General features: G+C 72.4%; 22 protein-coding genes. 9 read left to right on the top strand and 13 right to left on the bottom strand.

All coding sequences use genetic code 11. From position 1 onward, the window contains the following. On the top strand, positions 1–724 hold a 724-nt coding region (locus I5G_RS02720), incomplete at its 5' end, for a DUF3459 domain-containing protein (RefSeq protein WP_022877681.1). A 9-nt stretch (positions 725–733) separates the two neighbouring features. On the opposite strand, the gene I5G_RS02715 is transcribed toward I5G_RS02720, so the two are convergent. Continuing rightward, entirely contained in the window at positions 734–1,561 is an 828-nt protein-coding gene (locus tag I5G_RS02715) for a tryptophan-rich sensory protein (RefSeq protein WP_022877680.1), read from the bottom strand. 67 nt (positions 1,562–1,628) lie between these two features. After that, a complete protein-coding gene (locus I5G_RS02710) occupies positions 1,629–2,357 on the bottom strand; it encodes a GMP synthase (RefSeq protein WP_022877679.1) in 729 nt (242 codons plus the stop codon). 64 nt (positions 2,358–2,421) lie between these two features. Here I5G_RS02710 and I5G_RS02705 point away from each other — a divergent pair, with 64 nt between their 5' ends. Continuing rightward, entirely contained in the window at positions 2,422–2,739 is a 318-nt protein-coding gene (locus I5G_RS02705; protein ID WP_026095600.1) for a hypothetical protein, read from the top strand. A gap of 23 nt (positions 2,740–2,762) precedes the next feature. On the opposite strand, the gene I5G_RS02700 is transcribed toward I5G_RS02705, so the two are convergent. Next, the gene (locus I5G_RS02700; RefSeq protein WP_026095599.1) at positions 2,763–3,482 is read right to left on the bottom strand and encodes a LysR substrate-binding domain-containing protein; all 720 of its coding nucleotides are present in this window, start codon (positions 3,480–3,482) and stop codon (positions 2,763–2,765) included. 22 nt (positions 3,483–3,504) lie between these two features. On the opposite strand from I5G_RS02700, the gene I5G_RS02695 reads away from it, so the two are divergent. Continuing rightward, on the top strand, positions 3,505–3,894 hold the full coding sequence (locus tag I5G_RS02695) for a DUF1304 domain-containing protein (RefSeq protein WP_022877678.1): 390 nt from the start codon (positions 3,505–3,507) through the stop codon (positions 3,892–3,894). Positions 3,895–4,085: 191 nt separating this feature from the next. Here I5G_RS02695 and I5G_RS02690 read toward each other — a convergent pair whose 3' ends face one another. The 6 genes from I5G_RS02690 to I5G_RS02665 all read right to left on the bottom strand — a co-directional run bounded on the left by I5G_RS02690 (position 4,086) and on the right by I5G_RS02665 (position 13,087). Then, positions 4,086–4,493, bottom strand: a complete 408-nt coding sequence (locus I5G_RS02690; protein WP_022877677.1) for a UDP-3-O-(3-hydroxymyristoyl)glucosamine N-acyltransferase — start codon at positions 4,491–4,493, stop codon at positions 4,086–4,088. A 235-nt stretch (positions 4,494–4,728) separates the two neighbouring features. Continuing rightward, a complete protein-coding gene (locus I5G_RS02685; RefSeq protein ID WP_022877676.1) occupies positions 4,729–5,091 on the bottom strand; it encodes a nuclear transport factor 2 family protein in 363 nt (120 codons plus the stop codon). Positions 5,092–5,132: 41 nt separating this feature from the next. Further along, entirely contained in the window at positions 5,133–5,909 is a 777-nt protein-coding gene (locus I5G_RS02680) for a DNA-formamidopyrimidine glycosylase family protein (RefSeq protein WP_022877675.1), read from the bottom strand. Next, the gene (locus tag I5G_RS20240; protein ID WP_022877674.1) at positions 5,902–10,554 is read right to left on the bottom strand and encodes an ATP-dependent helicase; all 4,653 of its coding nucleotides are present in this window, start codon (positions 10,552–10,554) and stop codon (positions 5,902–5,904) included. The genes I5G_RS02680 and I5G_RS20240 overlap by 8 nt, the downstream gene beginning before the upstream one ends. Positions 10,555–10,633: 79 nt before the next feature. Then, the gene (locus tag I5G_RS02670; RefSeq protein ID WP_022877673.1) at positions 10,634–12,229 is read right to left on the bottom strand and encodes an ABC-F family ATP-binding cassette domain-containing protein; all 1,596 of its coding nucleotides are present in this window, start codon (positions 12,227–12,229) and stop codon (positions 10,634–10,636) included. A gap of 189 nt (positions 12,230–12,418) precedes the next feature. Next, the gene (locus I5G_RS02665; RefSeq protein ID WP_022877672.1) at positions 12,419–13,087 is read right to left on the bottom strand and encodes an alpha/beta hydrolase; all 669 of its coding nucleotides are present in this window, start codon (positions 13,085–13,087) and stop codon (positions 12,419–12,421) included. 220 nt (positions 13,088–13,307) lie between these two features. Between I5G_RS02665 and I5G_RS02660 the strand changes: the two genes are divergently transcribed. After that, complete coding sequence (locus I5G_RS02660; protein ID WP_022877671.1) at positions 13,308–13,928, top strand: NUDIX hydrolase family protein; 621 nt, start codon at positions 13,308–13,310, stop codon at positions 13,926–13,928. Positions 13,929–13,950: 22 nt separating this feature from the next. Further along, entirely contained in the window at positions 13,951–14,787 is an 837-nt protein-coding gene (locus I5G_RS02655) for a helix-turn-helix domain-containing protein (protein WP_022877670.1), read from the top strand. A gap of 42 nt (positions 14,788–14,829) precedes the next feature. On the opposite strand, the gene I5G_RS02650 is transcribed toward I5G_RS02655, so the two are convergent. After that, on the bottom strand, positions 14,830–15,897 hold the full coding sequence (locus I5G_RS02650) for a low specificity L-threonine aldolase (protein WP_022877669.1): 1,068 nt from the start codon (positions 15,895–15,897) through the stop codon (positions 14,830–14,832). Between the two features lie 79 nt (positions 15,898–15,976). On the opposite strand from I5G_RS02650, the gene I5G_RS20235 reads away from it, so the two are divergent. Then, positions 15,977–17,458 (top strand): MFS transporter, encoded by a 1,482-nt coding sequence (locus tag I5G_RS20235; protein ID WP_022877668.1) that lies wholly within the window; start codon positions 15,977–15,979, stop codon positions 17,456–17,458. A 59-nt stretch (positions 17,459–17,517) separates the two neighbouring features. On the opposite strand, the gene I5G_RS02640 is transcribed toward I5G_RS20235, so the two are convergent. Next, the gene (locus I5G_RS02640) at positions 17,518–18,195 is read right to left on the bottom strand and encodes an SDR family NAD(P)-dependent oxidoreductase (protein WP_022877667.1); all 678 of its coding nucleotides are present in this window, start codon (positions 18,193–18,195) and stop codon (positions 17,518–17,520) included. A gap of 157 nt (positions 18,196–18,352) precedes the next feature. Continuing rightward, positions 18,353–19,759, bottom strand: coding sequence for a DUF6421 family protein (locus tag I5G_RS02635; protein ID WP_022877666.1), 1,407 nt, complete (start codon positions 19,757–19,759; stop codon positions 18,353–18,355). A gap of 140 nt (positions 19,760–19,899) precedes the next feature. Here I5G_RS02635 and I5G_RS02630 point away from each other — a divergent pair, with 140 nt between their 5' ends. From I5G_RS02630 to I5G_RS02620, 3 genes are all read left to right on the top strand, one after another. Then, positions 19,900–20,358 (top strand): Lrp/AsnC family transcriptional regulator, encoded by a 459-nt coding sequence (locus I5G_RS02630; protein ID WP_026095597.1) that lies wholly within the window; start codon positions 19,900–19,902, stop codon positions 20,356–20,358. A gap of 202 nt (positions 20,359–20,560) precedes the next feature. Then, on the top strand, positions 20,561–21,709 hold the full coding sequence (locus I5G_RS02625; protein WP_022877664.1) for a sensor histidine kinase: 1,149 nt from the start codon (positions 20,561–20,563) through the stop codon (positions 21,707–21,709). Positions 21,710–21,776: 67 nt separating this feature from the next. Then, positions 21,777–22,427 carry a response regulator transcription factor gene (locus I5G_RS02620; protein ID WP_022877663.1) on the top strand — a complete coding sequence of 217 codons (651 nt, stop codon included), beginning with the start codon at positions 21,777–21,779 and terminating at the stop codon, positions 22,425–22,427. Positions 22,428–22,566: 139 nt separating this feature from the next. Here the strand turns inward: I5G_RS02620 and I5G_RS20230 are convergent, their stop codons facing one another. Continuing rightward, positions 22,567–22,878 (bottom strand): hypothetical protein, encoded by a 312-nt coding sequence (locus I5G_RS20230; protein WP_239642476.1) that lies wholly within the window; start codon positions 22,876–22,878, stop codon positions 22,567–22,569. Positions 22,879–23,007 lie beyond the last annotated feature (129 nt).

The raw sequence follows: 23,007 nt of genomic DNA, 5'->3' as shown, positions 1-23,007 counted from the left end.
GCGGGTTCTTCCCGACGGCACGTACTCGTCGTTCCGGGGGCGCGCGCACGGCCACGTCATCCCCGCGGAGGTGCCGAACTGGCGTCTCGTGACGTTCGCGCAGGACCACGACCAGATCGGCAACCGCGCCGCGGGCGACCGACTCTCGCAGAGCCTGCCGTTCGATCGCCTCGCCGCGGCCGCCGTGCTGACCCTCACCGCCCCCGGCACCCCGATGCTGTTCATGGGCGAGGAGTGGGGCGCCACGACCCCGTGGCAGTTCTTCACGTCGCACCCCGAGCCCGAGCTCGGCGAGGCCACCGCCAAGGGCCGCGTCGCCGAGTTCGAGAAGATGGGCTGGGACGAGTCGGTGGTCCCGGACCCGCAGGATCCCGAGACGTTCCACCGGTCGAAGCTCGACTGGGCCGAGCCCGCGGCCGACGGCCACGCCGAACTCCTCGCGCTGTACCGCGAGCTGGCGAAGCTGCGGCGCGCGCGCCCCGAGCTGACCGACCCCTCCCGTCACGGGCTGTCGGCGCGCACGACGGAGGCCGCCGGCGGCCGCGTGTACGAGCTGCGTCGCGAAGACCTCGTCGTGCTCGTGAACCTCTCGGATGCCGCGGCCTCGGTGCCCGTGGCATCCGGTTCCGGGGTTCTGCTGGCCACCGTGGACGGCGTGACGCTCGACTCCGGTGTGCTCGAGGTGCCCGCGGGCGGCGCGGCGATCGCGGGTCCGGCGCTCTGACCCGGGACCTCAGTCGATCGAGGGCCGGATCAGGCGCAGGCCCGACACCACCGCCGGCGGCAACAGCACGATCAGCGCGACGATGACCGCCGTGATCGCGATGGGCGTACTCAGCGGCGTACCGGTCAGGCGCTCCACGGCGAGCCACGACAGTCCCCACGCGAGCGCGAGGGCGGGGGCGACGCGCCACCCGCTGCGCCACGCGATCGCCAGGCCGATGACCGCGACGACCACGAGCACGGCGACGCCGATCGCGCTCGCCGCGTCCTCCCACGACGGCGGTGCCACGGTCGTCAGCCAGGCCGAGATGTTGGCGACGGTGGCGAGCGTCACCCACCCGAGGTGCAGGCCCGTGACCCCGTCGATCAGCACCGAGTCGACGACGCCGCCGCGCGGGTCACGCGTGACGACCGCGGTGCGGAACGCCCAGCCCAGCGCCGCGAGCAGCAGCACGATCACCACGACTGTGAGGAACAGCGTGCCGAAACGCGCGGCGACGAGCCACAACCCGTTCAGCACCATGGTCACCGCGATCGGCCAGCCCATCGCGCGCTGACGCTCCGAGGCGCGTTGGCGGGGGAGGGCCTGCCAGATCGCGTACGCGATGAGGCCGAGGTAGATGACGGACCAGATCGAGAACGCCGGTCCCGCGGGCGCGAGGTACGAGCCGCTGGTGTCGAGCGCCCCGCCCTGCTGATCCTGGACGGCCGTGTTGCCGAACGCCCCGGCGCCGATCACGGCCGCGATGAGCATGAACGACACCGCGGACAGGACGACGATCTGTCGCACGAGGTCCGAGCCGCGGGCGTTCGAGGGGGAGTGGCGCGTCGAGTACATACCGAAACACTAGAAAAGCGAGACAGTTTGCGCACGCGGTTGACACCGCGCGCCAGACCGCGCCGCGTCAGGCGGCCAGCGCCCGCGCGGCGAACGTGCGCAGCAGCAGGGTCGGCTGTTCCACCGACACGGTCCGCACGAGCGCGGCGACGTCGTCGAAGGCATCCGCGTCGAAATACCCCGCCGCACGGTACACGGCCATGCGCGCGACGAACGCCTCCGCCGTGGGCTCGGGGTGGAACTGCGTCGCCCACAGCGAGACGCCCGCGCGGTACGCCTGAACCGGACAGGCGTCGTTGCGCGCGAGAAGGGTGGCTCCCGGCGGAACCTCCGCCGTGCCCTCCTTGTGCGCCGTGAGCGCCTCGAAACGGGGGTTCAGGATGCCGAACAGCTCGTCGTCCGCGCCCTCCGCGGTGAGCGCGATGTCGGTGGGGCCGGTGCCCTCGGGGTGATCGAGAGTCACGACGCCGCCGAGCAGACGCGTCACGACCCCGATGCCGAAGCACGTGAACATCGCGCTCGTGCGACCGTCGAGAGCGGTGGATGCCAGGGACTCGAGGTCGCGCTCGAGCCGCAGCTGCGCGTCGGTCTTGTCCGGATCGGTGACGTTGAAGGGGCTTCCGCCCACGACGACTCCGGCATAGCGCTCGAGTTCGGCCGGGAGGGGCTCGCGGACCAGGTCGTGGTGCACGAGCTCGTCGCTCGCGACCCCGAGTCCGTCGCGGAAGGACGCCCACTCCGCGACCGCCGCCTCGCGCTGCGGGCGCGCGCAGACGTAGAGCAGTCGACCGGTCATCCGAGGATTCTATTCGGCCCGGGCCTTCCGCCCCGAGGACGTGACCTGCCGCGACAATGGGGGTATGACCACCGCGACCCTGCTCGTGACCGACGTCGAGAACCTCCGCGAGGTCGTCGCTCTCCTGCGCGAGGCTGCCGCCGAGCTGGACTGCGGCCTCACGGTCCGCACCCTCGCCGGAGACGACGTCGACGAGGCCGAGACGGCCGCGGCGGCGCGCCGCGATCGGGAGCGCAAGCGCCTGCCGATCCCGGTGAAGGTCGACCTCCACGCGCTGTCGGACGGACCCGTGGATGCCGAGGCGGTCCTGCGCGGCGCGCGGGCCCGGGGCCTGCGCGGTGGCGCGACGGTCGACGAGGTGCGGCGCACGACGAAGCGCTGAGCGGCGGGGGCGGCCCGCTCGCGTCAGCGGGAGGAGCGCGCGGTGCGGCCGCGGACGATGCCCACGAAGGTCTCGACGTCCTCGGTCGTCGCGTCCCGCCGCCACGCGAGGGCCACGGTCGACACCGGGCCGGCGGCCAGCACCCGGTACTCCACGTCGCGGCGCTGGTGCGCCCGCGCGAGCGACATCGGAACGATCACGACGCCGACGCCCGCCGCCACGGTCGCGATCGCCTCGGCGGTGTCGGCCGGAGGCGCGAACGCCGGGGGTACGGCATCCGGGATCCGCGCTCCCAGGACGTCGTCGGCGGGCACGATGACGACCTCGCCGGCGAGGTCGGCGGCCGTGATCTCCTCGTCGGCCGCGGTCAGCGGCGACTCGGTCGACATCACCACGACGGGGAGCTCGTCGTACAGCGGGATGACGTGGAGGTCGTCGGCGCCGTCGATCGGGAGGCGCACGAGCGCCGCGTCGACGTCGTCGAGGGCGGTGCGCTGCGTGGATGCCGCGATCTCACGCAACTCCAGCGACACGTGCGGCATCCGGTCGCGCCAGACGCCGATCCATTTCCCGGGGGTCGCGCCCGCGACCGCGCCGAGGGTGAACGTCCGCGGCTCTTCGGGAGGTGCGGGAGCCGGTTTCCGCTGCGGGCGAGCGGGGGCGGTCTTCCGCGCGGGCGCTCCGGCGCGCGGACGGCCCGTGCCACCGCGCGAACCCCGTGCTCCGCTCCCGCTCTTCGCCATTCCCCCAGGCTAACCTGGGGGAATGGTCGGCATCCTGGCTCTCGTCTTCGCGGGGCTCGCGGCCCTGCTCCACGTCTACATCTTCGTGCTGGAGAGCGTGCGCTGGTCGCACCCGAGCGTGTGGCGCATCTTCGGCCTCACCTCGCAGGAGGCCGCCGACACCACCAAGCCCATGGCGTACAACCAGGGCTTCTACAACCTGTTCCTCGCGATCGGCGCTGCCGTCGGTGTGGTTCTCTGGGCCGTCAACGGTGTCGGCGATGTCGCCGGCCGGACGCTGCTGCTGTTCTCGCTCGGGTCCATGCTCGCGGCGGCTCTCGTGCTCATCACCTCGGGGCGGAAGTACCTCCGGCCGGCCACGATCCAGGGGACGCTCCCGCTGATCGGTTTCGTGCTGACACTGCTCGCCTGAGTCGTTCGACGTCGAGGGAATTCGGGGAGGGAATCTCGACGTCGAGGAAATCGGGAGCCCGGAATTCGTTCGACGTCGAGACGAATCCGCGTCGATTTCGCTCGACGTCGAAGCACATTCCGGCCCCGGAAAAGGCGAAACCCGCACGTTCCGGAGAACGTGCGGGTGATGGATGCCGTGAAGCGTGTGCCTCAGGCCGCCAGGCGAAGACCGCGTCGATCGGTCGCGACGGCTTCGCCGTCGTTGATGATCTCGTCGTCCCCGATGAGCGAGCCGACCGCCACGCGGGCGTTCGACCCGACCTGCGTGCGGACGCCGATGTGCGCGCCGGCGCCGATCACCGCGCCCGAGCAGATGTGCGCGTGCGGTTCGATGTGCGCCTCCGGCCCGATCACGGCATCCGACTCGATCCAGGCGCCGCGGCCCACACGGACACCGGCCGCGATCTGCACTCCGGGTTCGACGTACGCGCCGTTCTCCACCAGTGCCGACGGGTGGACCTTCGCGCCGTGCGCGACGAGTCCACGACCGTTGACGTGCTTGCGGTAACGCAGCGTCTCGCCGTGGTCGTTCTCGATGTCGATGTAGTTCTTTCCCACGATCCCCTCCGATCGGCTCTCGGGTGAGCCGACTTGTGTGACAACCGATACGGGTTCGATCTCATTCCCGTGCATGGTTGTTCGGCGCGGACGCCCGGTCGGATTTCCGCCGGACCACGGTATTTTCCGCTGCGCCGGTTTGTCTCAGACCGTTGTCGCACGCTCGGGCGTACAGGAACGGCGGGTTGACAGCGGGGCGGAGAACACTCACTGTCTGTGGCGCCCTCCGGTCACCTCACGGGCGGAGGGCGTCGAAGGCTTCCCGGACGTTGGCGGTGTCGTACACGATGTGCAGCTCGCTGATCCTGCCGTCGTCGTCGACCTCGGCGATGTCGACCACCCGGAACGGTGCGGGGGTGCCGTTCGACAGCGTCCAGTCGAAGTCGAACCAGAACGCGATCGACTTCTCGGCGTGGAAGACCGTCCGCAGCGTCAGCTTCGATTCGCCGGTGTCGGCGAACAGTCGCGGATAGAAGTCCTGAGCGCGGAGGTCGCCGTACAGCGGGGAATGCACAATCGCGTCGGGGGCGAAGAGTTCGAGCACGCGGCGCGGATCGCCCGATTCCAGCGCGGCCAGGTAGTCCTCGGCAAGGGGCATGCGTCGATGCTATTGCCGGTCGGGCCTTCGCCCGTGGCTCGTCATTCCGGCTGGCAGGTCGGGCACCAGAAGACGTTGCGCTCGGTCGTCGCCGACGCGCCCAGGGTCGTGGCGCGGATCGGCGTGCCGCACCGGCGACACGGTGCTCCCTCGCGGCCATACACCCACATGCGACGGCCCGGCCGGTTGTCTCCGGTGAAGGTGCGCTCGGCGCGGGGGAGGTTCGCGTGGATCATCCGGTACCCGAGCGCGATGGTCGCCGCCACGTCGATCTCGTTCGCGGGGGTGGTCGGGGCGATGCCGCGCACGAACAGCAGCTCGTTCGCGTACACGTTGCCGAAGCCGGCGACGTTGCGCTGGTCGAGGAGCGCGACGTGGGCGGCGCGGGTGTCGGCCGAAACCCGGCGGACGGCCTCGGCCTCGTTCCAGTCGGGACCCAGCAGGTCGGGTCCCAGATGCCCGACGACCCGGTCCTCGTCGGCCGTCGGCAGCACCTCGACCATCGCGAGGTCGAACCCGACGGTGTCGGCACCCGTCACCCCGACGATCGCCCGCGCCTTGAACGCGGGGCGGCGCCACCGTTCGCCGGGACGGTACACGTCCCACCGGCCCTCCATCTTGAGGTGCGAGTGGAGCGTGTAGGCGCCGATGCGTTCGAGCAGGTGCTTTCCGCGCGCGACCACCTCGTGCACCGTCTCGCCCCGCAGGTCGGCGGTGGCGCTGCCCGGGACGCGGATGTCGAACCTCGTCACCTCGCGGCCCGCGAGCGCGGCGGACAGCTTCGCGGCCGCGCGGTGGACGGTGTCGCCCTCAGGCACGGGCAGCCTCTCGCAGCGTGTCGCCGGCGGTGAGGCGGCGCAGGGTGAGTCCGCGCGGCGACTCCACGAACCCCGCCTCGCGCAGCGCGCGGCCCACGGTGGTGCCGAAGACGAACTCTCCGTTGACCTGTTCGACGGTGAGCGTGTCGAGCCGGCGGCGGCGCGAGGTCTCCGCGAGATCGCGCGCGGCGGCCTGCAGCCGTGCCTCGTCGTCCGTGAAGGCGAGGGCGCTGCGCCCGCCACGCTCGAGGTACAGCGTCAGCTCGCCGTCGACGAGCACGACCAGACCGCCCGCCTTCCGTCCCGGGCGGTGGGTGACCCCGTCCAGCGCGGGCCAGCCGAGCGCCGCTCCGTAGGGGTTCGCCGGGTCGGTCGCGGCGAGGGTGACGGTCCGCAGCGGCGGCGGGTCGGCGACGGCGGCGAACTCGCGCAGCCGGTCGACGGTCGCCGACGCCGCGAACTGCGCGGCGCCCAGCTTCTCGATCACGTACCCGCGGCGGCAGTGTCCGGCCTCCTCGAAGCCGGCGAGGATGCGGTACACCTGCGCGAAGCCGCCCGGGACGCCCTCGGACTGCACGGCGCCGCGCGTGACGACGCCGTAGCGGTCGAGGAGCAGGCTCGCCGTGGCGGTCGCCCGGGCTGCGGCATCCGGTTCCCGATCGGGGAGGAGCGACCAGCGCCCGCCGAGCGACGGCGGCCGGGGAGCCGAGGTCGGCCGCGGCAGGGTCGCTCCACGGTACATGCGCGCGCGTGGGGCGCGGCGCGCGACGCGGTGGGCTTGTCCGCCGCCGCCGAGCAGCGCGCGGACGGGAGCGAACGTGTCGTTGGTCACGCGACCGGCCCACGTGAGCGCCCACAGCGCGTCGTTGACCGATTGCTCGTTCTCGGCTCCGACCAGCTGCTTCAGCTGCGACGCGAAGTAGGCGCCGCCGCTGTCGAGCGCCGCCAGCAGGCGCGCTTCGAGCGAGTCGGGCGCAGGATCTTCGGGGTCGTCGGGGTCTTGCAGCGTGAAGGGCGCCGCCTCGGCGGGGTGCAGGGCGATCCACCCGTCCCGACCGGGGAGGGTGCCGTGCCCCGACCACACGACCTCGCCGGTCGCGGTCAGCTCGTCGAGCAGGGCGGGGGTGTAATCGGCGACGCGCGAGGGCAGCACGAGGGACTCCCACGCGCTGGCCGGGATCGGGACACCGGCGAGCTGCTCCACCACCGCGAGCACGCCGTCCACGCCCTCGAGGGGCCGCGTGAGGTGCTGCCACACGGGGAGGAACCGGGCGTACGCCGACGGGGGTACGGGCTCGACGCTGCCGCGGATCGCCGCGAGCGAGCGCATCCGCAGCCGTCGCAGGACCTCGGCGTCGCACCACTCCGTGTCGTCGCCGCGCCCGCCGGCCGCCTCGGGAAGGAAGAAGCCGCTCGCCAACCGCCCCTGCGACTCCAGGCGCTGCAGCGTGAGACGCGCGACCGCGACCCCGACGCCGAGGCGCTCGGCCACCGCGTCCGTCGTGAACGGCCCGTGCGTCCGGGCGAAGCGCGCGACGAGGTCGCCGAGCGGGTCGGCCACGGGTTCGAGGAAGGCGTTCGGGATGCCGACGGGCAGGGCCGCGCCGAGCGCGTCGCGCAAGCGCCCGGCGTCCTCGATGCCGGCGACGCGGGAGACGCCCGCGATCGTCACGGGGATCGCGCGCCGTTCTTCGATGAGCGCCTGCAGGTGCGCCGACGCCTCGGCCGGCGACTCTCCTTCGAGACGGGCGGCGACCTCGGTGGCATCCAGCGGTCCGAGGAGGCGCAGGAGGTCGGCCACGCCCTCGACCCCGCGCGCGCGGCGCTCCGGGTCGAGCCGCTGCGCCTCGCGCTCGAACTGCGCGATGACCTCGGGGTCGAGCAGCTCGCGCATCTCGACCTTGCCGAGCAGCTCGCTCAGCAGCGCCGGGTCGACGGACAGGGCGGCCGCGCGACGCTCGGCGAGGGGGGAGTCGCCCTCGTACATGAACGCGCCGACGTAGCCGAACAGGAGATCGCGCGCGTACGGCGACGGCTGGCTCGTCGTGGTCTCGACCAGACGGATCCGGCGTTCGCCGATCTGCCGTGCCACGCGCAACAGGGCGGGGAGGTCGTAGACGTCCTGCAGCACCTCGCGCAGCGTCTCGAGGATGATCGGGAACGACGGATGCCGTCGGGCCACCTCGAGCAGCTGGGCGGAGCGTTGGCGCTGCTGCCAGAGCGGCGACCGGCGGTTCGGGTTCAGCCGCGGGAGCAGCAGCGCGCGGGCCGCGCACTCGCGGAAGCGCGAGGCGAAGAGCGCGGAGCCCCCGACCTCGTCGGTGACGATCTGCTCCAGCTCGTCGGGTTCGAAGACGAAGAGGTCGGCTCCGGGCGGTTCGGCCGCGGCATCCGGAACCCGCGCGATGATGCCGTCATCGCTCGCGACCGCGGCGCCCTCGACGCCCAGACGCTCGCGGATCCGCGCGTTGACGGCCAGCGCCCACGGCGAATGCACCTGCATGCCGTACGGCGAGTGCAGGATGATGCGCCAGTCGCCGACCTCGTCGCGGCTGCGCTCGACCGTCAGCGTGCGGTCGGTGGGGAGGCTTCCGGTCGCCTCGCGCTGCTCGGCGAGGTAGGCGAGGAGGTTGGCGATCGCGTTGTCGTCGAGGCCCGATTCGCGCAGGCGCTCCTCGGCCTTGGCTCGGTCGGCGCCGGCGATGTCGCGCGAGAACTTGCCGAGCGCTTCACCCAGCTCGGCGGGGCGGCCGAGGCCGTCGCCGTGCCAGAACGGGAGCTTCCCCGGCTGGCCGAACGCCGGGACGACATTGACGCGATCGTGCGTGATCTCGACGATGCGCCAGCTCGTGGTGCCCAGGGTGAAGACGTCGTTGACCCGCGACTCGTAGACCATCTCTTCGTCGAGTTCGCCGACGCGGGCGTTCTGCGATTCGCCGGCGACGAACACGCCGAACAGGCCGCGGTCGGGGATCGTGCCGCCGCTCGTGACCGCGACGCGCTGCGCACCGGGGCGGCCCGTGAGGGTGCCCGCGTCGCGGTCCCACACGAGCCGCGGGCGGAGTTCGGCGAACTCGTCGGAGGGGTAGCGGCCCGCGAGCAGGTCGAGCGTCGCCTCGTACGCCGAGCGCGGGAGCGAGCGGAACGGCGCGCTGCGCTTGACCGTCTCGAACCACTCCTCGACGTCGATCGCTCCGAGGGCGCACGCCGCGACCGTCTGCTGGGCGAGGATGTCGAGCGGGTTCTGGGGGACCGCGATCGCCTCGATCTTGCCGGACAGCATGCGCTCGGTCACGACCGCCGTGTGCAGCACGTCGCTGCGGTGCTTGGGGAACAGTGCGGCCCGGCTCACCTCGCCGACCTGGTGGCCCGCGCGTCCGACGCGCTGGAGACCGGATGCCGCGCTCGGCGGTGCCTCGACCTGGATGACGAGGTCGACCGAGCCCATGTCGATGCCGAGCTCGAGGCTGCTCGTGGCGACGACGCAGCGCAGGGTGCCGGACTTCAGTTCGTCTTCGACCTGGGCCCGCTGCTCCTTCGAGACCGAGCCGTGGTGCGCCTTGGCGAGGATCGCGGCGACGCCCGCGGACGACCCCGCCTGCGCCATCATGCTCGCGGGGACGGTCGGCTCGGGAACGTCGATGCCCTGCCGTTCGGCGTAGATCTCGTTCAGGCGCCCGGTCAGTCGCTCCGCCAGACGGCGGGAGTTGGCGAAGACGATGGTCGAGCGGCGCTCGAGGATGCGGTCGACGATCGCCTCCTCGACGTGCGGCCACACCGAACCCGACATCTCGGTGCTCTCGGGCCGCTCGGAGAACCACTCGCCGTCGGTCGGCTCGTCGAGGGCCGGGCTGCCGGGCGGGGGCGGCGGGTTCAGCATGTCGTCGACGGGTACGACCACCGAGAGGTCGAACGCCTTCGTCGCGCGCGGGGCCACGATGTCGACGGGCTGCGCACCGCCGAGGAAACGGGCCACCTCGTCGATCGGGCGCACGGTCGCCGACAGCCCGATGCGCTGCGCCGGGGCGTCGAGGAGCGCGTCGAGTCGCTCCAGGCTCACCGCGAGGTGCGCACCGCGTTTGGTCGCGGCGACCGCGTGCACCTCGTCGATGATGACGGTGTGCACCCCGCGCAGGGTCTCGGCCGCCTGGCTCGTGAGCATCAGGTACAGCGACTCGGGTGTCGTGATGAGGATGTCGGGCGGATCGGTGACGAGCTTGCGCCGGTCGCTCGAGGTCGTGTCGCCCGACCGCACGCCCACGGTGACCGCCGGCACGTCGATCCCGAGCCGCCGGGCGGACTGCCCGATCCCGACGAGCGGCGAACGCAGGTTGCGCTCGACGTCGACGCCGAGGGCCTTGAGCGGCGAGATGTACAGGATGCGCGTGCGCGTGGGCGCCTTCTTGGTACCGCGGCGCGGGGGAGTGGCATCCGGAACCTCGGGCGCCTTCTCGCGGAAGACCCGGTCGATCGCGAACAGGAAGGCCGAGAGCGTCTTGCCCGATCCGGTGGGCGCGACGACCAGGGCGTTGCGGCCGGATGCCACGGACTCCCACGCCCCCTTCTGGGCCGTGGTGGGCGCGGAGAACGCACCGCGGAACCAGTCCTGCGTGGCAGGACCGAATCTGTCGAGTACGTCGGCCATGCCGACATCCTCCCCCGGACCTCCGACATCGGGCCGGGGTTGACGTTCGCTGGTCGCGGAACGCCCGGGCCGGCTCACGTCACGGTGCGCGCTCGGTCAGCCTCCCGTCCTCCAGCTCCAGCCGCAGGTCGAGCCCGACACGCGCGAGGAACGCGTCGTCGTGGCTGACCAGGAGCACCGCGCCGCGGTACGCCTGCAGCGCCGACACGAGCTGGTCGACCGTGTCGAGATCGAGGTTGTTCGTCGGCTCGTCGAGCACGAGGAGCTGCGGCGGCGGATCGGCGAGCAGCACACGGGCCAGCGCGACGCGGAAGCGCTCGCCGCCGGACAGCGATCCGACGGGACGGGTGACCGCGTCTCCCCGCACGAGGAAACGGGCGAGCCGGTCGCGGACCGCGGGGACGGGAACGTTCGGCGCCGCTGCGCAGAGGGTGTCGAGGACGGATGCCGTGTCGTCGAGGTCGTCGAGACGCTGGGGGAGGTAGCCCACGTGCTCCACGCTCGCTCGGGCGTGGACCGCCCCCACCGCCCCCGTGCCGCGCACGATGCTCTCGAGCAGCGTCGTCTTGCCCGAACCGTTCCGCCCCACCAGGGCGACCCGCTCGCGGCCGGTGACGATCCATTCGCGTTCGCCGTCGCCCAGGACGAGGATGCGCCGACCGTGCGCGTTTCCGGGATCGGGCAGGTCGATGCGCACCACGTCGTCGTCGCGGACGCGGGCCGCAGCCTCGTCCAGCGCCGCGCGGGCGGCATCCTCCTTGCCCCTCATCTCGGTGCTCAAGCGGCCCGCGCTCACCTGCGCCGCGTTCGCGCGGTTCCCCGCGATGATCCCCGGAACCCGTTTCTCGACCTGCGCCTTGTGCGCGACGCGGGCGCGGGTGGCGAGCTTGTCATGCGACTCGATGCGCTGGCGTCGCTCGCTCCGCAGGCTCTGCGCGGCGTCGCGCTCGGCGCGCACGGCGGCGTCCTGTTCGGCGTCGCGATGCGCCCGCCAGACGCTGTACGGACCGCTGACGACGCTCAGGGTGTGGCCGTACAGCTCGGCGGTGGCATCCATCAACTCGAGGAGAGCCACGTCATGACTCACCACGACGAGCGTGCCGGGCCACGTCCGGACGAGCTCGCCCACCCGTGCACGCGCGTCGCGGTCGAGGTCGTTGGTCGGCTCGTCGAGCAGCGTGATGTCGGCCGCGCGGGCGCGCAGCCCCACGAGCGCCGCCAGCATCGCCTCGCCGCCGGAGAGTTCGCCGACGGTTCGATCGAGCGCATCGGATGCCACGCCCGCTTCGGCGAGGAGGCTGTGGGCGCGGGTCTCGACGTCCCAGTCGTCGCCGACGGCGTCGAAATGGTGCGGAGCCACGTCGCCCGACTCGATCGCGCGAAGCGCGGTGAGCGCCGTCTCGACGCCGAGGATCGAGGAGACCGGGCGACGAGGATCGGCCGCGAGACGCTGGGGCAGCATCGCGACCTCACCGGATGCCGAGAACGTTCCGGACGTCGGCGCGATCTGCCCCGCGGCGACGCGCAGGAGCGTGGACTTGCCGGCGCCGTTGCGGCCGACGAGACCGGTGCGCCCGCGGCCGAGGGAACCGGAGACGTCGTCGAGGGCGACGGTTCCGTCCGGCCACACGAGGCGGACGCGATCGAAGACGAGAGAAGGGGACGGTGATGACATGACGGGACTCCGGGAACGCGGGATGCGCGGACACCGGACCCGTCCGCATCAGCGGAGGGCGGCCGAGAAAACGGCGGGTCGACGGGTCAGCGCGCGGACAGGGGCGCGGAAGCGTCGACGTTCTTCACCGGAGGAGACCTCGTTCTCGGGGACAGGGCTGCCCACGTTAGCCGTTCGGTCCCCTGTTTCTCAACCCTCGGATGCCGTGGATCTGGCGGCCAGTCGCGCGTCGAGGAACGCGCGCACATCGGCCAGCTCCTCCTCGGACACGGAGTGGGTCAGCCCCGGGTAGACGCGGCCCGTCAGCTCGCTGTGGGCGGGCAGCCACTGCGCCGTCATGTCGACGAGTGCGGGCGGGATGACGTCGTCGCGCGACCCGCGGCCCCAGAAGACGGGCGGCCGGCGCTCGGCCAGCACCGCGTCGCCGGACAGCTCGCCGCCCGCGGCGTACCCGGCGAGCACGACCACGAACGACACGGCCTCCGGGGCGACCCGGAGGGTCTGGATGGCGACCGCGCCGCCCTGCGAGAAGCCGAGGAGTCCGACGGGACGGTCGCCGAGATGCTCCGCGATCCACGCGAGGAGGGCTTCGGCGGCGAGCGTGACGGCGCCGGGATCGCGGCCGTTCAGCCCCTCGATCGGATACCAGGAAGCTCCCGGCGTCGGCCATGGGGGCGTCAGGGGTGCGCGGACGCTTGCGACCGCGACCTCGTCCGGCAGGTAGGGCACGAGGCCGAAGAGGTCGTGCTCGTCGGCCGCGTAGCCGTGCAGCAGGAGCAGCACGGGGCGCTCGCCGATGTCGGCCGGTGGCACGGACCAGCGGACGACGGACGGGTCGAGGATCGGGCGCTCGCTCATGCGGCCATTGTGGCGCAGGCCTCCGACACGGGCTCGACGAGTTCCGCGGAGGTGGTGCCGGGAGGAGATCCGGGGAGGGGAGGACGCGAGGAGCACCGCGAGTCCTCCCCTCCCCGAAAGTCCTCCCTCGCCGCGGCTGCACCCCCGCCCGACCGCGCCGCAGCGGCATGCCGTCGCCTCCCGCGTAGGTATCGCCGCGGACCGTTGATATACAGGGAGCATGCCTGTCCGCACACCCGACCCCGAACCCGGCGACAACGGCGACGAGCGCGAGCCGCTCTCGACGCCTTTCTCGGGCGCGCCCGCCGGCTCCGGTCCCAACACCAACCCGGCCTGGCTGAGCGAGGTCGAGCTCGCCGAGGCGCGTCGTCGACTGCCGATGCTGTACGTCGAGGCGCTGCCGGTGCGGACCGACGGCATGGGCGCGGTGACGCAGGTCGGCATCCTGCTGCGCGCGACCCCGCTGGGCGAGATGACACGCACGCTCGTGTCGGGCCGCGTGCGGTACGGCGAGACCGTGCGCGACGCGCTGTTCCGCCACGTCGAGAACGACCTGGGCCCCATGGCCTTCCCGCTCCTCCCGCCGCAGCCGGCGCCCTTCACGGTGGCGGAGTACTTCCCGCTCCCGGGCGTGAGCGCGTTCCACGACGACCGCCAGCACGCGGTCTCCCTGGCCTTCGTCGTCCCGGTCACCGGCACGTGCGAACCGCGGCAGGACGCGCTCGAGGTCACGTGGCTGTCGCCCGAGGAGGCGGCATCCGATGCCCTCTCCGCCGAGATGGAGGGCGGCCGCGGCACGCTCATCCGCCTCGGGCTGGCGTCTGTGGGCGCGCTGCGCTGAGCTCCGTCGGACCCGGATGCCGATGGACACCTCCCTCGTCGATCTCGCGATCGCGTTGCCCGTCGTCCTGGCGCTGGCCGCGCTCATCGCGCTCGTGCTGCGGCGCGTGTTCGGCCCCGCGCGGTCGCTGAGCATGCCGACCATGACGGTGATCGGCGTGCTGGGGGTGAGCGTCGGGCTGCTGCTGTCGGCGTGGGTCGGCGGCGCCGCGCGGCTCTGGGTGCCCACGACGATCCTGTTCTCCGTCGGTGCGAGCCTGGGGCTGTCCGCGATCGTGGCCGCGGTCGTCGCCGCCGCCCGTCGCGACGGCGGGGACATCGACGTGCCCGCGTTGCTCCGCGCGGGGGAGTCCGACCGCGTGGAGTTCAAGGAGACCGCGCGGTGGAACGTCCGCGAGAACCGCAAGGACGTGCGTATGGAGATCGCGATCGCCAAGTCGGTCGCGGCCTTCCTCAACTCGCGCGGTGGAACGCTCGTGATCGGCGCGGATGACACGGGCACCGCCCTCGGGCTCGACCGCGACCTCGCGACCATGCGCACGCCCGACCACGACCGGTTCGAGCTCTGGCTGCGCGACATGCTCTCGAAGGCGATCGGCCGCAACGCCGCGGCTCAGCCACGCATCGTGTTCGCCTCGGCCGGCGACGGTCACCCCGCGGTGTGCGTCGTGGTGTGCCGCCCCGCGGCGCGGCCGGTGTTCCTGACCCAGCCCAAGGACGGCGGCTCGGTCACCGACCTGTGGGTCCGCGTCGGCAACTCCAGCCGGGCCCTCGGGGTCGACGAGGCCGTCGAGTACGTGGCGCGGCACTGGCGTCCGTCCGCCTCGACGCTCGTGCTCGGCCGTCCCTCCGCGCGCTGACCGTCGGTCCGCCCGCGACGGCGGCCCCCGCGCGGGCCCGCGTCAGCGCGTGGTCTCGCGCGCGATCGCGGCGATGAACGCGTCGATGTCGGACTCGGTCGTGTCGAACGAGCACATCCAGCGCACTTCGCGGCGCGCCTCGTCCCAGTCGTAGAAGCGGAAGCTCTCGCGGAGGCGGTCGGCGACCCCCTCGGGCAGGATCGCGAAGACGCCGTTCGCCTGCGTCGGCTGCGTGAACTCGACACCGCGGATCGCGCCGTCGGCGAGCCCCGCCTCGACACCCGCGCGCAGGCGCTGCGCCATGGCGTTGGAATGCCGCGCGTTGCGCAGCCACAGATCGTTCTCGAGGAGGGCGACGAGCTGTGCCGAAACGAACCGCATCTTGCTCGAGAGCTGCATGTCGAGCTTGCGCAGGTACGTGAGCCCGGTGGATGCCGCGGGGTCGAGGACGACGATCGCCTCGCCGATCATCGCGCCGTTCTTCGTGCCGCCGAAGCTCAGCACGTCGACCCCGGCGTCGCGGGTGAACGCTCGGAGCGGGAGGTCGAGCGCCGCGGCGGCGTTCGAGATGCGGGCGCCGTCCATGTGCAGCCGCATGCCGCGCGCGTGCGCGTGGTCGGCGAGGGCGCGGATCTCGTCGGGCGTGTACAGCGTGCCGAGCTCGGTCGACTGCGTGATCGAGACGACGAGCGGCTGCGCGCGGTGCTCGTCGCCCCAGCCCCACGCTTCGCGGTCGACGAGGTCAGGCGTGAGCTTGCCGTCATCGGTGGGAACGGTGAGCAGTTTGATGCCGCCCACGCGCTCGGGCGCCCCGCCCTCGTCGACGTTGATGTGAGCCGTGGATGCCGAGATCACGGCGCCCCAGCGGGGGAGCATCGACTGCAGACCGACGACGTTCGCGCCGGTGCCGTTGAACACGGGGTACGCCTCGACGCCGTCGCCCAGAAGGCCCGCGAACAGCTCCTGCAGACGCGAGGTGTAGACGTCCTCGCCGTAGGCGACCTGGTGCCCCTCGTTGGCCGAGGCGATGGCGGCCAGGACCTCGGGGTGGATGCCGGAGTAGTTGTCGGACGCGAAGCCGCGGACCGCGGTGTCATGCAGGGGGGTCACCCCTCCAGCGTAGTCACCGCGCGTCGCGTCGCCGCCGAGCCCCTGGCCGATGTCGGAGGGGGTGGCTAACGTGTGCCGCATGACCGAGACACCCCCGTCCGCCCCCGCCGTTGCGGGCGCCGCCGCCGATCGGCGGGCCTTCCTCGGCGTTCTCGTGAACACGGCGGCGGCCAACGTCACGACGAGCTACCTGTGGTTCGCGCTGACCTTCTGGGTGTACCTCGAGACGCGGTCGGTGCTGGCGACGGGCATCATCGGCGGCGCCTACATGCTCCTGCTGGCGGTGTTCGCGATGCTCTTCGGCACGATCGTCGACCGGCACCGCAAGCACCGCGTCATGGTGGTGTCGGGGATCGTCACGCTCGTGGCCTTCCTCATCGCGGGAGCACTGTGGCTCGCTTTCCCCGAGCGTGCGCTGCTCGACCTCGGCGGCCCGTGGTTCTGGATCTTCTCCGGGGTGGTGCTCGGCGGCGCCGTCATCGAGAACATGCGCAACATCGCGCTGTCGACGACCGTGACCCTCCTCGTCCCCGAGGATCGTCGCGCCAACGCGAACGGTCTCGTCGGGACGGTGCAGGGGCTGTCCTTCGTCGTCACGAGCGTGTTCAGCGGGCTGTCGGTCGGGCAGCTCGGCATGGGGTGGACGCTGGCGATCGCGATCGTCCTCACGCTGGCGGCGCTGCTCCACCTGCTCACGATCCGCATCCCCGAGGATCGGCCCGCGCGCACGGGCGAGCGCGTGCCCGCCGTCGACGTGCGCGGCGCGGTCCGGGCCGTCCGGGCGTCGCCCGGCCTCTTCGCGCTGCTGATCTTCTCGACCTTCAACAACCTCATCGGCGGCGTCTATCTCGCCCTTATGGACCCCTACGGTCTCCAGCTCTTCACGGTGGAGGGGTGGGGTCTGGTTCTCGGTGTCACCGCGACCGGATTCATCATCGGCGGCGCCCTGGTCGCGAAGTTCGGGCTCGGGCGCAACCCGATCCGCACCATGCTGCTCATCGTGATCGGCATGGGCGTGCTGGGTGCCGCCTTCACCCTCCGTGACTGGTGGTGGCTGTACGTCGCCGGGATCTGGGTGTACATGGCACTCATCCCCGCGGTCGAGGCGGCCGAGCAGACCGTGATCCAGAAGGTCGTCCCATTCGAGACGCAGGGACGCGTCTTCGGATTCGCCGCCGCGTTCGAGTCGGCGTCGGCCCCGATCACCGCGTTCCTCATCGCCCCGATCGCGGAGTTCGCGATCATCCCGTACATGGACGGCGGCGAGGGCAGGGCGACCTGGGGCTGGCTGCTCGGCGACGGCATCGGGCGCGGCATCGCGCTCGTGTTCTTCGTCGCGGGTCTGGTCATGGTCGTGGTGGGCGCGGCTGCGTTCCTCACGCGCTCGTACCGGGTGCTGTCGCGGCAGTATCAGGAGGCGCCGTCCGACGACGCGTCCGCCCCGCCCGAGGCTCCCGGCCCCGAGGACGAAGCGTCCTCGCTCGCCGCGCGCGCCGGAGGGGTCCCGGATGCCGAAGCCCCCGCGCCGCAGAGCGGGCGGACACCTCCGCGGGCCGGCTGACCCGCACCGACCGCTGCGGGGTGGCGGCCGCCGCTGGGCGGCGCGGCGCCGCAGTCGGTTCAGCCCGCCGCGAGCTCGATCGTCACATCGTTGATGTCCTCCGCCGGGTCGTCCCACAGGCCGAGGTACGCGAGCGCCAGGGCGTCCTCGAGGCCGGCGAGGCTCTTCACGCGGAACACCACGGCCGCCGCCGACGGGTCGCGGCCGGCATCCCGAGCCGCCTTCGCGAAGCCCTGCGCGACCGCGCGCGTCCACGCTTCGCTGGCGGCCTTGACCGCGGCGTAGTTCGCCCCGCCCGCGAGGGGTCGCGCGACCGAAGTGGACGACACGATCGCGAGGCGACCGGCATCCGAGGCCCGGAGGTCCTCGTCGAATGAGCGCGTCACGTTCCGCAGCGCCGTGAAGGACCTCAGCAGGAACGCGAAGTCCTCGTCGCTCTGCCCCGCGAGCCCGCCGCCACCGCGCCACCCTCCGACGAGGTGCAGGATGCCGTCGACCCCGCCATGTGCGGCGTGCACGCGGTCGCGCGTGGCCTCCACGGCATCCGGGTCGGTGAGATCGCACTGCTCGGTCACGACGCCGTCGATCTCTTCGGCGACGGATGCCAGCCGCCCGGCGTCCGAGCCGACGACGATCGCCGTGGCTCCCGCCGCCCGCAGTGCGCGAGCGACGCTGCGCCCCGCCGCGCTCGTGCCGCCGGCGAGCAGTACCGTCCGACCCTCGACGCCCGTGTCCATGCCGTCTCCTCCGTGGTTCGGTTCGACCGACGGCGGTCGCCGCGCGACGAACCGTCGTGCGGACATCGTGTCCGACACGCCGCCCCGGCCGCCACCCCCGCGGCGTGTCGGCCGCGGACTCCGCGCGACGGCCCGCCCAGGAACCGGGGCCGTCCGCTCAGTCGCGGCCGGTGATGCCCTCCGTCGAGGCGATCACGGGGCGCATCTTCTTCTCCAGCGCCTCGAAGAACATCGACAGCGGGAACTCGTCGTCCAGCACCGCGTCGGTGTACCCCTTGGGGAGTCCGGCGAGGACGTCGTCCGAGAGCCCGCGGGCCCAGACCGACGCGGGATGCGGCGTGACGACCGAGCGGACGAGGTCGTACGCGGCCAGCCAGTGCGCCGTCTTCGGGCGGTCGATCGAGCGCCAGTACAGCTCGTCGATCGCGTCGGCCAGGGCCACGACCGCGGCGGGGACCTCGTCCCAGTCGAACGCGAGCGACGTGTCGGTCCAGTGCAGCACGCGGCGCTGGTGCAGCCACGCGAAGAGCAGCTGTCCGCCGAGGCCGTCGTAGTTGCGCACGCGCGACCCGGTGATGGCGAAGCGGAAGATGCGGTCGAAGATCACGGCGTACTGCACGAGCTCGGCGTGCTCGAGCATCGCGCGCTCGGCGGCATCCAGGTCGTCCCGCGCCGACAGGCGCTTCTGGATCTCGACGCACTCGCGGAACGCGGTGAGGTCGCAGCGCAGCTCCTCGAGCGAGTAGAGGAAGAACGGCATCCGCTGCTTGATCATGAACGGGTCGAACGGGAGGTCGCCGCGCATGTGCGTGCGGTCGTGGATGATGTCCCACATCACGAAGGTCTGCTCGGTGAGCGCCTGGTCGTCGAGCATCCGGGCGGCAGCGTCCGGGAGCTCGAGCTTCGTGATCTCGGCGGCCGCGCGGGTCACGCGACGGTAGCGCGCGGCCTCGCGGTCCTGGAAGATCGCGCCCCACGTGAACGTCGGCACCTCGCGCATCGCGACGGTCTCGGGGAAGAGCACCGCGGAGTTCGTGTCGTACCCGGGCGTGAAGTCGACCAGGCGCAGCGAGACGAACAGGCGGTTGGTGTATTCGGTCTCGAGGCGCGCGATGAACTCGGGCCAGATGACCTCGACGAGCACGGCCTCGACGTGCCGCTCGCGCGACCCGTTCTGCGTGTACATCGGGAACACGACGAGGTGACGGATGCCATCGACCCGGTGCTCCTGCGGCTGGAAGGCCACGAGCGAGTCGAGGAAGTCGGGCACGGCGAAGCCGCCGTCGCGCCACCGCTCGAAGTCGACGACGGACGCGCGGAGGTAGGCGTCGTCGTGCGGGAACAGGGGGGTGAGCGCGGCGATGGCCTCGACGATGTCGGTCACCAGGGCGGTGGCGCGCGGGTGGTCCGTCGCCTCGGGGACGGAGCCGTCGGCGGCCTGCAGCGACTGCAGTTCGACCGCGGCATCCTTCAGGAGAGCCCAGGCCGGGGTGTGCTCGACCGTGGCCGCGGTGTGCCCGTCGAGCAGATCTCGCGTGGAACGCGTGGGCGTTGCGAGGGACATTGGGGCCTCCGATCGATATTGCGGGAAAAATTCCGGTCAAACATGGATGCTAACGGAAAACTTACGCCTCGCGCGAGAGGGGGTGCGGCGGGCACTGGTACTGTCGGCGCATGTCCGAGGGTTCCGTCCGCCGCGTGCGTCTGGATGACGCCGTCGATGCCGCCATCGTGCGCGAGATCTCGCTCGACGCGCGCGCGACCCTCGCGCACCTGTCCGAGAAGGTCGGGCTCTCCGTCTCGGCCGTGCAGTCGCGGTTGCGCCGTCTGGAGTCGCGCGGAATCGTCCGCGGCTACCGTCCGGTGCTCGACGCGGAGGCGCTCGGGCGGCCGCTCGCGGCGTTCGTCGAGATCACGCCGCTCGACCCCGCGCAGCCCGACAACGCCCCCGAACTGCTCGCGCACCTGAGTGCGATCGAGGCGTGCCACTCCGTCGCCGGGGATGCCGCGTACATGCTGTTCGTGCGCGTCCCGACGCCGCGCGACCTCGAGACGCTCATCCGCGACATCCGCGCCGCGGCTCAGGTGAACACGCGCACGACGATCGTGCTGCAGACCTTCTTCGAGGCCCGCCCCATCGAGCCCGCGGACTACCCCGGCTGACGCGCGCCGCCGGCTGCCAGGCGCCCCCGCCGGTGCGCCGCCCGCGGCCCTCCCGATTCGGTGTCCAAGACACGCGGATGCGGCTCGCGGTCGTCCGCGTGTCTTGGACGCTGAACGTGTATAGGGGCGCCCCGACGCGGCGTGCGCGGATACATCCCACGGTGGATGCCGTGCGCCCGGGGACCCGCGTAGCGTGACAGGGATGCGCATCGCCCTGCGTCCCCTGCTCCGGTACCAGCTGGTCGTCGACCTCGTCGCGGCCGGTCTCTTCGGGCTGCTCTCCTTCGTGATCGAGCTCGAGCCGGGGGATGTGCTCGCCAACCTCGGGGCCCTCATCGTCGTCGCCCTGTTCTCGGCCGCCTTCGCCTTCCGCCGGCTGCAACCCGGGGTGGCGCTGCTGCTGGCGTGGGTGGCGGCGGTCGCCCAGATGTCGTTCCTGCGTGACCCGGGCGTGGTCGACCTCGCGACGTACGCCGTCCTCTACACCGCCGCCGCCTACGGCAGACGCCGCGTGTACTGGGCCGGATTGGCTTCGACGCTCCTCGGGGCGGCCATCGTGACGGGCTACCTCACGGTCCGGGCGGGACGAGACGTGTTCGCCCCCACCCTCGACACGCTCGCAATATTCCTCGTCTGTGGTTTCGCCTTCGTGGTCGCGTGGGGTTCCGGCGCTCTCGCCCGTACGAGTCGCCGGGCGGCAGAGAACGCCATGGCGCAGCGCGCGGCCGAGGAGGCGACGATCGCGGAGCAGGAACGGGTGCGCATCGCCCGCGACATGCACGACGTCGTCGCGCACTCGCTCGCGGTCGTGATCGCCCAGGCCGACGGCGCCCGCTACGCCGCCGCCCAGAACCCGGCGGCCGCGACCGACGCGCTGTCGACGATCTCGACCACCGCCCGCGCGGCCCTGTCCGACGTCCGTCTCCTCCTGCAGCAGCTGCGGCACAGCCAGGCGGATGGGCCGCAGCCGACCCTCGCCGACGTCGACTCGCTGTACGCCCAGGTGCGGGCGGCCGGGGTCGAGCTGGAGACGACGGTCGACCCCGCCCCCGTCGTGGAACCGCCCGCATCCGTGCAACTCGCGCTCTACCGCATCCTGCAGGAGGCGCTCACGAACGCACTTCGCCACGGCGCCGACCGCCGCGTGGCGGTGCGCTTCGCGTGGCATCCGGATCGGGTCGAACTCACTGTGCGCAACCGCCTCGCCGACACCCCTCCGTCGTCGTCGGGAGGACACGGCGTGATCGGCATGCGCGAGCGCGCGCAACTCGCCGGCGGGACGCTGTCGGCGCAGCCCGAGTCCCGCGACTTCGTCGTCCGCGCGACCCTGCCGATCGGCGCCGCCGCGTGACCGGGGCGCGGTCCACTCGGCAGAGTGGATGCCATCCCACCCCCGCCCCTCGGAAGGACCCGCACCGATGACTCCGCCGATCCGCGTCGTGCTCGTCGACGATCAGGCGCTGTTCCGCGCCGGCATCCGGATGGTGCTGGATTCGCAGCCCGACCTGGAGGTGGTCGGCGAGGCATCCGACGGACGCGAGGGCATCGACGTCGTGCGCGCGACGCGCCCCGATATCGTGCTGATGGACGTGCGGATGCCGGTCATGGACGGTCTCACGGCCACCGCGGAGATCCTCCGCGAGCCCGATGCCCCGCGCGTCGTCGTGCTGACGACGTTCGACCTCGACGAGGCCGCGGCTCGCGCCATCCAGCACGGCGCGAGCGGGTTCCTGCTCAAGGACTCCGATCCCGAATTCCTGCTGTCCGCGGTGCGGACGGTGCACGCCGGGTCGGCGGTGATCGCCGCGCAGGCCACGCGCGACCTGTTCGCTCACATCGCGCAGGGCGGCGCGACCGAGCCGCTGCCCGCGAGCTACGGCGCTCTGACCGATCGCGAGCGCGAGATCTTCGCCCTCGCGGCGGCGGGGCTCAGCAACGCCGAGATCGCCGCGCGCGAGTTCCTGTCGGAGGCGACGGTGAAGACGCACGTGAGTCGCATCCTGACCAAGCTCGCCCTCCGCGACCGCGTGCAACTCGTCGTCTTCGCGTACCGCCACGGGCTGGTCTGAGCGCGGCGCGCGCCGGGTGCCGACGGCGCAACCTCAGTGACCCGCCGTGGGTCGGTGGCATCCGGCCGAGTTCGGCTGAGGTTGTGCGGATCGCTGAGGTTGGGGTGGCGCGACGCGCTGCGCGACCGCCGGCCGCGGCTCAGTCCTCCGTGAGCTCCGGGTCGTGCGCCCACGTCGGGGCGAGGGCGCGGATGCGCGCCGCGCGCCACTGCCACATGGCCCAGAGGCCGGGCCATAGGGCGGGGGCGGCCGCGCCACCGATCGTGAGGCGTTCCCGCCACAGGGTCCGGTTCGGGTCGCCGGGCGCGGCCGAGACCGCCATCTGGTGGTCCCAGACGTCGAGCGCCGCGAGCGGCCCGGTGAGGGGGACGCCCCAGTCGCGGAACACCCGGACCCGGCCGTTGCCGTCGAAGGTCTCGCGATCCGCGACGGAGATGAGCTGGCGTCCCACGGGGAACACCCCCGCCGCGCGCATCTGTACGGGGACGCACCACCACGCCCTCCACGGCGATCACTACGACGAGCACGAGTCGAAGGCCGAGCACGGCGTCGATGACCACGCACACGGCGACGACTGCGA

Source organism: Microbacterium sp. B19 (assembly GCF_000333395.1).
Classification (GTDB): Bacteria; Actinomycetota; Actinomycetes; order Actinomycetales; family Microbacteriaceae; genus Microbacterium.
This window is presented reverse-complemented; position numbering and strand designations above follow the sequence as displayed.

Coding starts and splice junctions, on each gene's coding strand:
- I5G_RS02715 (WP_022877680.1), bottom strand. CDS start 1,561: ATGTACTCGACGCGCCACTCCCCCTCGAACGCCCGCGGCTCGGACCTC.
- I5G_RS02710 (WP_022877679.1), bottom strand. CDS start 2,357: ATGACCGGTCGACTGCTCTACGTCTGCGCGCGCCCGCAGCGCGAGGCG.
- I5G_RS02705 (WP_026095600.1), top strand. CDS start 2,422: ATGACCACCGCGACCCTGCTCGTGACCGACGTCGAGAACCTCCGCGAG.
- I5G_RS02700 (WP_026095599.1), bottom strand. CDS start 3,482: ATGGCGAAGAGCGGGAGCGGAGCACGGGGTTCGCGCGGTGGCACGGGC.
- I5G_RS02695 (WP_022877678.1), top strand. CDS start 3,505: ATGGTCGGCATCCTGGCTCTCGTCTTCGCGGGGCTCGCGGCCCTGCTC.
- I5G_RS02685 (WP_022877676.1), bottom strand. CDS start 5,091: ATGCCCCTTGCCGAGGACTACCTGGCCGCGCTGGAATCGGGCGATCCG.
- I5G_RS20240 (WP_022877674.1), bottom strand. CDS start 10,554: ATGGCCGACGTACTCGACAGATTCGGTCCTGCCACGCAGGACTGGTTC.
- I5G_RS02670 (WP_022877673.1), bottom strand. CDS start 12,229: ATGTCATCACCGTCCCCTTCTCTCGTCTTCGATCGCGTCCGCCTCGTG.
- I5G_RS02665 (WP_022877672.1), bottom strand. CDS start 13,087: ATGAGCGAGCGCCCGATCCTCGACCCGTCCGTCGTCCGCTGGTCCGTG.
- I5G_RS02660 (WP_022877671.1), top strand. CDS start 13,308: ATGCCTGTCCGCACACCCGACCCCGAACCCGGCGACAACGGCGACGAG.
- I5G_RS02655 (WP_022877670.1), top strand. CDS start 13,951: ATGGACACCTCCCTCGTCGATCTCGCGATCGCGTTGCCCGTCGTCCTG.
- I5G_RS20235 (WP_022877668.1), top strand. CDS start 15,977: ATGACCGAGACACCCCCGTCCGCCCCCGCCGTTGCGGGCGCCGCCGCC.
- I5G_RS02640 (WP_022877667.1), bottom strand. CDS start 18,195: ATGGACACGGGCGTCGAGGGTCGGACGGTACTGCTCGCCGGCGGCACG.
- I5G_RS02635 (WP_022877666.1), bottom strand. CDS start 19,759: ATGTCCCTCGCAACGCCCACGCGTTCCACGCGAGATCTGCTCGACGGG.
- I5G_RS02625 (WP_022877664.1), top strand. CDS start 20,561: ATGCGCATCGCCCTGCGTCCCCTGCTCCGGTACCAGCTGGTCGTCGAC.
- I5G_RS02620 (WP_022877663.1), top strand. CDS start 21,777: ATGACTCCGCCGATCCGCGTCGTGCTCGTCGACGATCAGGCGCTGTTC.